Raw genomic sequence first — 3045 nt, 5'->3', positions numbered from 1 at the left:
ACGCACCCGGCGCACCCGAACTCACCCAACGACTCCGACAACTCGGCGCCACCGTCCACATCACCGCCACCGACGCCACCGACCCCCACGCCCTCCACGCACTCATCGACAACATCGACCCCACCCACCCCCTCACCGCCGTCATCCACACCGCGGGCGTCCTGGACGACGCGGTCCTGACCGCGCAGACCCCGGAGCGGCTCGCACGCGTCTGGAGCGCGAAGGCCACCGCGGCCACCGCCCTCGACCGGGCCACCGCGCACCTGCCGCTGGCCCTGTTCCTCGTCTACTCCTCCGCCGCCGGCACCCTCGGCAGTCCGGGGCAGGCCAACTACGCCGCCGCCAACGCCTATTGCGACGCGCTGGCGGTCGGGCGGCGCAGTGCCGGGCGCCCGGCGGCGTCCCTCGCCTGGGGGCTGTGGGCCGCGGCGAGCGACATGACCCAGCAGCTCACCGGCACCGACCACGCCCGGATGAGCCGGTCCGGGACGACGCCCCTGTCGACGGAGAAGGCCCTCGGCCTCCTGGACGCCGCCGTCCGGCACACCGACCCCGCCCTGGTCGCACTGGACCTCGACCCGCGCGCCCTCGGCCGCCGCCCGGCCGCGGAGGTCCCCGCCCTGCTGCGGGCGCTCACGGCGCCGGGGGCGCCCGTACGGAGGACCGCGGCCGAGGCCGAGTCCGCCGGCTGGGCGGCCCGGATGAGCCGGCTCCCCGCGGACGAGCGGCAGCGCGAGCTGGTGGCCCTGGTCCGCAACCACGCCGCGACAGTGCTCGGGCACAGCGATCCGGCAGCGGTCCGTACCGGCAGCTCGTTCAAGGAACTGGGCTTCGACTCGCTCACGGCCGTCGAGCTGCGCAACCGGCTCACCTCCGCGACCGGGCTGCGGCTGCCGGCCGCGCTGGTCTTCGACTACCCCGACGCGGAGAGCGCCGCCCGCTTCCTGGACGGCAAGCTCGCCCCGGACGGGCAGGCGGCGCCCGCCGACCCGCTGGCGCCCGTACTCGGCGACCTCGCGCGGCTGGAGGCGACGCTCGGCGGCCGGGAGGTCGACGGGAAGGCCCGCGAGACGATCGCCGGCCGGCTGCACGCTCTGCTCTCCCGGCTGGAGGGCGGTACGTCCGGTGCGCCGGACATCGACGGGGAGGCCCTGGGCTCCGCGTCGGACGACGAGATGTTCGCGCTCATCGACCAGCAACTGGGCTCGTCCTGAGGGGATGCGGAACCGATGCCGACGACCACGGAAGACAAGCTGCGCCAGTACCTCAAGCGCCTACCCCGGCGGCATCGACTCCCCCGAGGCGCTGTGGGACCTCGTGGCCGAGCGCGGGGACGCGATCGGCCCCTTCCCCGCCGACCGCGGGTGGGACCTGGACGGGCTCTACCACCCGGACCCGGACCACTCCGGCACCAGCTACGCCCGCGAGGGCGGCTTCCTGGCCGGCGCCGGGCAGTTCGACGCGGCGTTCTTCGGTATCAGCCCGCGCGAGGCCACGGCGATGGACCCGCAGCAGCGCATCCTGCTGGAGACCGCCTGGGAGCTGCTGGAGCGCGCGCACATCGACCCCACGAGCCTGAAGGGCACCGCGACCGGCGTCTACACCGGCGCCGGCGTGCCCGGCTTCGGCACGCCGCCGGTCGACAAGGACGCCGAGGGCTTCCTGCTGACGGGCAACGCCCTCAGCGTCGTGTCCGGCCGGATCTCCTTCACACTGGGCCTGGAGGGACCGGCCGTCACCTTGGACACGGCGTGCTCGTCGTCGCTGGTGGCCATCCACCTGGCCGCGCAGGCGCTGCGCTCGGGCGAGTGCGACCTCGCGCTCGCGGGCGGCGTGACGGTGATGGCGACGCCCAACGTCATCGTCGAGTTCTCCCGGCAGCGCGGCCTCGCGCCCGACGCGCGCTGCAAGGCCTTCGCCGCCGCGGCGGACGGCACGGGCTTCTCCGAGGGCGCCGGACTGGTCCTGCTGGAACGGCTCTCGGACGCGCACCGCAACGGCCACCGGGTCCTTGCCGTCGTCCGCGGCTCGGCCGTCAACCAGGACGGCGCGAGCAACGGGCTGAGCGCGCCCAACGGGCCCTCCCAGCAGCGCGTCATCCGGCAGGCGCTCGCCAACTCCGGGCTCGCGGCCTCGGAGGTGGACGCGGTGGAGGCGCACGGCACCGGCACGAGGCTCGGCGACCCCATCGAGGCGGACGCGCTGCTCGCGACGTACGGGCAGGAGCGGCCCGCGGACCGGCCGCTGTGGCTCGGCTCGGTGAAGTCGAACATCGGCCACGCGCAGGGGGCCGCCGGGGTCGCGGGCGTCATCAAGATGGTCATGGCGATGCGGCACGGCTCGCTGCCCGCGACCCTGCACGTCGACGAGCCGACCCCGCACGTGGACTGGACGGCGGGCGCCGTGCGGCTCCTCACCGAGCCGGTCGACTGGCCCGCGGGATCCGGCGCCCGCCGGGCGGGCGTGTCGGCTTTCGGCATCTCCGGCACGAACGCGCACGTGATTGTGGAGGAGGCGCCCGAAGCGCCGGCCGTCGAGGAGGCGGCCGAACCCGCCGCCCAGGACACCGACGGGGAGCCGGTGCCGTGGGTACTGTCGGCCCGCAGCGAGGAGGCCCTCGCCGAGCAGGCACGGCGGCTGGCGCGGATGGTGGCCGAGCGGCCCGAGGTCCCGGTGGCGGCGGTGGGCCGGTCGCTGCTGACCACGCGCGCCGCCTTCCCCTGCCGCGCAGCCGTCGTGGGGAGGACCCCGGCCGAGCTGGCTGAGGGGCTCGCGGCGCTGGCGGAGGGCGCGGAGCACCCGGGTGTGGTGCGGGGGACGGCTGTCGAGGTGGGCGCGGGTCCGGTGTTCGTCTTCCCGGGTCAGGGCTCGCAGTGGCCCGGGATGGGCGTGGACCTGCTCGACGGCTCACCGGTCTTCGCCGCCCGCATCGCCGAATGCGAACAGGCCCTCGCCCCCTACGTCGACTGGTCACTCACCGACGTCCTGCGCGGCACCTGCGACACCGACCCCGAACGCGTCGACGTCATCCAACCCACCCTGTGG

General features: G+C 75.4%; 2 protein-coding genes. Both read left to right on the top strand.

The genetic code is table 11. From position 1 onward, the window contains the following. Positions 1 to 1214: KR domain-containing protein (locus IH54_RS0138480; RefSeq protein WP_031526181.1), on the top strand; the 1214-nt coding region annotated here is incomplete at its 5' end. A 103-nt stretch (positions 1215 to 1317) separates the two neighbouring features. Further along, positions 1318 to 3045, top strand: a 1728-nt coding sequence (locus IH54_RS0138475; protein WP_324607857.1) for a type I polyketide synthase, incomplete at its 3' end; no start/stop codon positions are given.

The sequence above is a fragment of the Streptomyces sp. NRRL F-5123 genome (genome assembly GCF_000721495.1).
In the GTDB taxonomy this organism is placed as follows: domain Bacteria; phylum Actinomycetota; class Actinomycetes; order Streptomycetales; family Streptomycetaceae; genus Actinacidiphila.
This window is presented reverse-complemented; position numbering and strand designations above follow the sequence as displayed.